Below are 6572 nucleotides of genomic sequence, written 5' to 3' on the forward strand. Positions count from 1 at the left end.
CAATTTTTCACAAAAAAGCTAGTTAAAATCGACAAGTTCTGACAGTCAGGAAGTAAAGTCCTCTCATCCTGATTAGGAACTTCTATAATTCATTACTTTTTATTTGCAAAAATAGAAGTTCTAAAATCATTTGTTTGGTCTAGGTAGGCTTTAAAGACTGCTCTCTTAAGTTTATGGACAGCACTGTCAGTTTCTGGGTTATAGTCACTCCAACGCATACCTTCCGCATCCTGTAAAACAGCTTGATCCATCAGTTCTTGCAATTCTTTTACTCTTTGAATGGTTTTCGTGGCATTGCTCATCCATGATTGCGTCGGATCTTTAAAAGTAACTTTAGTCAAATGATCAAACTGAGCAACGCGCTCTTGATACATAGCTTTTTTAAAGGCTGCCCAAGATGAATACTGACCACCAAATAGCTTTTCTAAAACAAGCTTATCTGTCACTAATCCTTGCTTTTTACCGTAGAGGTTGATTGTCTGACCATTTTGTTTAGCAATTTCTTCATATTGGTTGGAAATATATGGGACCATACCTTCTTTAAATCCTTTAGCAGCTAAGAGTTCATAAGCTATCCGGCGCCCCATAAGATCCCCAGGAGTTCCTTTCTCACTGCTCAATGCTGAAAAGATTGGTGCAAAGAGTTTAATCGTAAAATAGCCATTTCTCTCATATGTGCCAGCTTGATACTCACGAGCCGAAAGAATATTATTGTCAATCAAACTCTCAAAGCTCGTCAATTTTTTAGCTTCATCTTCAGTCAAATTTTTCACAACATTAGTAGCATAAACATCATTTCCGTCTGCTGGATCTGTTAGATAGTGGTTCTCAATTTTTCTAAGAGCTTCCATTTTCTGGGAAACATTCAGTTTCTTAACGATCGATTGCCCTTCAAGATATTCCAACAGATAGATGAGGTCAAACATATTATGAGCGTATTTCTGGAGATCGGATGCATCTTTGAATCGTTCCGTCGGATCTAAGACTTGTAGACGGGATCCTTCCATGCTATCTGATTTTGAATGTTTCAAGATTGAGTTAATGGTAATGGTTGCATCATTTGGATGATCTGGAGCTTGTAATAAGCCTTTAGCAAAGAACTCAGGACCAAGACCACTTCTTCTACCATAGCCACCAAGATAGATATCCTGATCTGAATCATGGGTCATCTCATGGGTATACGTAATAGCGCCATCCTTATCCAACATACGGTAAGACATATAATAGACACCATCTCCTGTTGCGTATGCACCGTGATGATTATGAACCACCTTGTTACCAACTGGTCCAAAGAAATGTTGCATTGCAGGATTTGAATTCTCAAAGTCTGCGATTGTTGAAGCCTTTCCTTCAGTATGATCATCACCAAACTTATAGGCATCATAAAGCAGGATCGTACGATAGAGTTTTTCACGTCCCTCATTATCTAAAATACGATACCAATAATCGTAGTGATCTCGCTGACGCTTGGCTGTTTCACGCGCATTATCTTCAACAAACTTATTGAGTTCATCTCCAGCCTTATAGTCGCTGTTGCGGTAGCGATCGTAAGCTCCAAATCCTAGGCTAGACAAGGTTGAGATGACAAAGACTGATCTTTCTGGCAAGGTAAGGAGAGGCAAGACCATATTGCGGTATTTCCAAGTACTACTAGTAATTCGGTCATAAACTCCGATAGAATACTTAGTCCCTGCTTGCTCTTGCTTGGCTTTGACCTCTGCAATAGTGGATTTTTCTTCGACGATGAAAGCTTTGGTCTGTTTTTTAAACCAGTCATTGTTGCTAGTGTTTGGTAAAAAGACTTTTCGGTAATTTTCTAGCGTGCTAAACAAATCTGTCGTTCCATGATGGCTGGCAAGACTGATACCATAAGTATCAACGTTATTCTTAGCAAGCAGATTATTAAATCCTGATTTCCCTAACTCAATCAAAGTATCTAACGGAGATGCATTTCCTTTTCCAAAGAAATCAAGGTGATACAAGACCAGGTCTTTAATATTAACCTGACCATAGCTAAAGTTATACCAACGCTCCAAGTAGCTCATACCAAGAAGCAAGGCTTCCTTGTTGCGCTTGATTTTATCTACGATGTAACCTGTCATTACTTGATTGTTTTCCACTAGACCAGCATCCGCTGACAAGAGTTTTCTCAGACTTTCTTCTAGATGCTCCTTCGTTTTAGCAAACTGCTCTTCTAGATAGAGCTCGGTTTGCTTCACTTTTGGTGAAATACCAAGTGTGTTTCTAATAGCATCTGAATGATAATTTACCTTCTTCAATTCTGGTAAGACTTGCTGGATAATCGTTTCTTGATTATACAAGAATTGGTTTGGCGTATAGAGAATCCCCGTATCTCCTAGACTATATTCTGCTAACCTACCAAAATCAGTCTGGTACTTGAGCTGGAATGTTTCAGAGGAATGATCCTGGTAATGGAGCAAGAGTTTGTTTGCAGTCTGTTTGTTGGAAACAATATCTGTGATGACTTGGTCATCCTTCATCATGACTGCTGACAAGAGTTCTTTTTGATATAAATGACTGTTCTCGTTAACTAGGTTTCCGTATTTGACGATGGTTGCCTTGTTGTAGAAAGGTAGCAATTTTTCAATATTTTTATAAGCCAAGGCGCGCTGAGCTTGATAATACTTCACCTTAGAAAAATCACTTTCTTTACTACCACTTGTTGAAAGGGGCTCCACTATTGGAGGGGTGAGAGGAGTGATTTCTGCTTTTTTATTCGTCACTTCAGAAGCATCTAAAATTGTTCCTCTTTCTACAAATGATTCCTTGCTGACGACTTCTTCCCTGACCAAGGTGACATTGTAGACTCTATTAGCTTTGTTGCTGAATGTATTAGCCACCTTCATTTCATTATAGTGGTAACCGGTAATAGCATTCCCGTTGGTTACATTGACATCACTTAGTACATTGGTCAATCTTCCTGCATGCTGTTCCTCATTCGTCTTTCGATCCCACAAATATCCAGCCACACCCGCAACTCTACCAAAGTGCTTGACATTGTTGATATCACCTTCAGCATAGCTATCCTGTATATGCGCATCTTGGTCTACTAGACCTGCTATCCCACCAACAGTCTGATCTGAACTATTCGTGTTGGAGGAAATGGCTACTGTCGCTTTTGACTTAGTCAGTGAAGCTCTGCCTCCTGTCAAATGACCGACCAAACCACCAATATTGTATGCCGCAGTCGTTTCGTAAGTATTAACAATTCTTCCCTTAAAACTGCTCTCTGTGATGCTTGATTGGTCTGCCTTAGCCAACAAACCACCGATACCACGTTCCCCAGCCAGAACACCATCGACATGAACTTGCTTAATCTTTGTGTTATCCGTAGCTTCATTGGCTAATGAACCGATATCATCTTTACCAGAAATAGAGACATTTTTTAGGCTCAACTTTTCTACTATGGCCCCTCTCAAGCTTTCAAAAAGAGGCTTTTTCAAGTTGTAAATAGCATAATGCTTGCCATCTTTTTCACCAATCAACTGACCAGTAAAGGTGCCCTTGATGTAAGATCTGTCATCAGGTCCCAACTCCACTTCGTTGGCATTCAAGCTAGCCGCTAAATGATAGGTTCCAGAGAGATTCTTGTTGATAGCTTTAACCAAGTTGCTAAAGGAAGTGAAGGTTGTTGTTTCTTCTGTAGCCTTTTTTGCGAGATAGAAGGTGAAATTATCGACATATTTATTTTCTAGCTCTTGCTGGAGTTTCTCAGCTTTGGCTATGATTTTATAAACTGATTGTCCATTTTTTATTTCTGCAGTTATTGAAGCGACAGGTAGATAGACATCTTTGAATGACGACGATTTTGCCTTAACAAAGTAAGTGTCTATATTACTTGGAACACTGTCTAAAGAAACATGTTGTTTGTAAGTACCATTGGTCTGACTATACAACTCCAGATCAGAAACATTTCTTAATTCAAGTGTTTTTTCTGGATCTTTTTCTTTTAGTTTTTCAGCCGGATTTTCTGGTTTTGCTTGCTCAATATTGCCAGTATATTCTGGAAGAGGGGCAATTTGTTCGGGTTCAACTATTGCTCCCGATTGGGTGCCTGTATAAGATGGTTTCGATGGTGCCTGTTCTGGTTCGACTATTGCTCCAGATTGGATGCCTGTATATTCTGGTTTGTCGGCTGTCTCAGGGGCTACAACAGCTCCCGATTGCTCACCTTTATATTCTGGCAAGGAAGGCTGAGTCTCCGGTTCGACGATGGCACCAGCTTGAGTTCCCTTGTACTCTGGTTGTGGAGCTACTTGCTCTGGTTCAACAGCCGCTCCGGACTGGGTACCTGTATAGGATGGCTTCTCAGCCGTTTCTGGTTCGACGATGGCTCCAGATTGAATTCCTGTATATTCTGGTTTTTCATTTGTCTCAGGGGCAACTATTGCACCAGATTGCTCACCTTTATATTCTGGTAAGGAAGCATGGGTCTCTGGTTCGACGATAGCACCAGCTTGAGTTCCCTGATATTCAGGTAGCGGAGCTACTTGCTCTGGTTCAACAATCGCTCCAGACTGAGTGCCTGTATAGGATGGTTTATCAGTTTTCTCAGGGGCAACTATTGCATCAGATTGCTCACCTTTATATTCTGGCAGGGAAGGCTGAGTCTCCGGTTCGACGATGGCACCAGCTTGAGTTCCCTTGTATTCTGGTTGTGGAGCTACTTTCTCTGGTTCAACAACCGCTCCGGACTGGGTACCTGTATAGGATGGTTTATCAGCCGTTTCTGGTTCTACAATGGCACCTGGTTGAATCCCTTTGTACTCTGGCTGTGGGGCAACTTGCTCAGGTTCGACAATAGCACCGGACTGAGTGCCTGTATAGGATGGTTTATCAGTTTTCTCAGGGGCAACTATTGCACCAGATTGCTCACCTTTATATTCTGGCAGGGAAGGCTGAGTCTCCGGTTCGACGATGGCACCAGCTTGAGTTCCCTTGTACTCTGGTTGTGGAGCTACTTTCTCGGGTTCGACTATTGCTCCAGACTGAGTGCCTGTATATTCTGGTAATGAGGCCTGAGTCTCAGGCTCTCCTTTTCTTGCAGACTGAGGTGCTTCACTCGGAGCAACTGCCTTCTTAGTCCCCTTCTCTACTATACGTGGCAAGGATTTCTCTACCTTGGTCGAGAGGATCTCACGAGTAATTTCTTGGTTTTCAACAGTGAAAATACGAACAACCTCAACCTTCTTCCCAACATGACCTTCTTGTTTGACACGAATTGTTCCCTCAATTAAATCTGGATTCTCTTGAACCACTTCAGCAAAGTCTAGCTTGGTTTCAATCTCTTGGTCTTTGTATAGGAGCTCTGGTTTATTTAAACGACCAGCCAAGACTTCGTCATGAGGATCCACACTAGCAATACCAGACGGCTTTTGATTGGGTGAATCTTGAGAAGGGATTGACTTGTCAGCAGGGCTTGTTGGAGACGGATTTTTCCGCTCATCTCTTACATTTTGCCCACCTTCATTGGACTGGAAATGAGGGTGAACCGTATCGTCTAGTTTCTGATCTCTAGCAACAGTTTCTAACTGATTAATTTTCTTGTCTTGCTTAATATAGCCTAGATAGGTATAACCTGACAGGACTCTTGGCAGAGGCAGACTATCTCCTTGGGATAATTGATATTCTTGATTGTATTGTAGCAAAAGCTGATTTTCAATAGCCTGAACCGAAGAGACCAAACCGCTCCCCACGCCTGTTATCAAAACAACCTTCAACAATGCTTTCTTATTGCCTTTCTTTCTCGAAACAGCAAAAATGAGGAGTCCAATCGAAGCGAGGGCTCCACCAGTAAGGGCGGTAACCAGATTATTGTGCTCACCGGTATGAGGCAACTGACCTAGTTGGGCTTTCTCATCCATACGGTAGACTAGATAATAGGTACTCTCACTATCTTCAGCAATATTAGGAAAATCCTTTACAATCAAGTCCTTCTCATGACTACTCAGTTCTGTATCCGTCACGTATTTGTAGTGAACAGATACATTTTCTTGAGCAAATACAGTCCCACTGCTAGCAATGGACACAAAAAATAAGCTCGAAATTGAAGCAGACACAAGACCAATCGCCAACTTTCGTAAGGAAAAACGATGCTGCTTCTCTCCAAAAAATTTTTTCATTCTATATCCTCTCTATTATTTTATCCATTTCAAAATAGAAGAAGCATTTTGCTTCCTCACTATGATAAACTTACAAGAAACAAAAATACTTCGATATATATTTTGATATATTCAATCTACAACCATCATTATACTATAAAAAGAGTTCGTTGTCTCAAATAAATGCTTTAGATTTTACGAATGAAATAGCTTATTTACCCTGTAAAATTTTCCGTCAATTGGTAACAAAAAAATAAGGCTAACCGCCTTCATACTGTAATAAGTATTTCTAACAAAGATTCAATTCATTCCACCTCAATTCGAAAGATATGATTCTTCAATTTCAAATTTTTTCAAAATTTCAAAGTATAGGAATTGCCAATAATTGTCATAATTTCTCCTATCTAGTCCACGAATGGGATTAATCCAACAGAACTACCTACGATAAAC

Annotated in this window: 1 protein-coding gene; it reads right to left on the reverse strand. The window is 40.7% G+C overall.

What is annotated here, in order from left to right:
- Positions 1–92 precede the first annotated feature (92 nt).
- Positions 93–6143 carry a ZmpA/ZmpB/ZmpC family metallo-endopeptidase gene (locus tag LG372_RS03225; protein ID WP_225742117.1) on the reverse strand — a complete coding sequence of 2017 codons (6051 nt, stop codon included), beginning with the start codon at positions 6141–6143 and terminating at the stop codon, positions 93–95.
- Between the last annotated feature and the right edge of the window lie 429 nt (positions 6144–6572).

Origin of the sequence: Streptococcus sp. Marseille-Q5112 (assembly GCF_916700555.1) — a bacterium.
GTDB classification, from domain to species: Bacteria; Bacillota; Bacilli; order Lactobacillales; family Streptococcaceae; genus Streptococcus; species Streptococcus symci.

Bases quoted from the DNA above. Each gene is read 5' to 3' on its own strand.
- LG372_RS03225 (WP_225742117.1), bottom strand. From the start codon at position 6,143: ATGAAAAAATTTTTTGGAGAGAAGCAGCATCGTTTTTCCTTACGAAAG.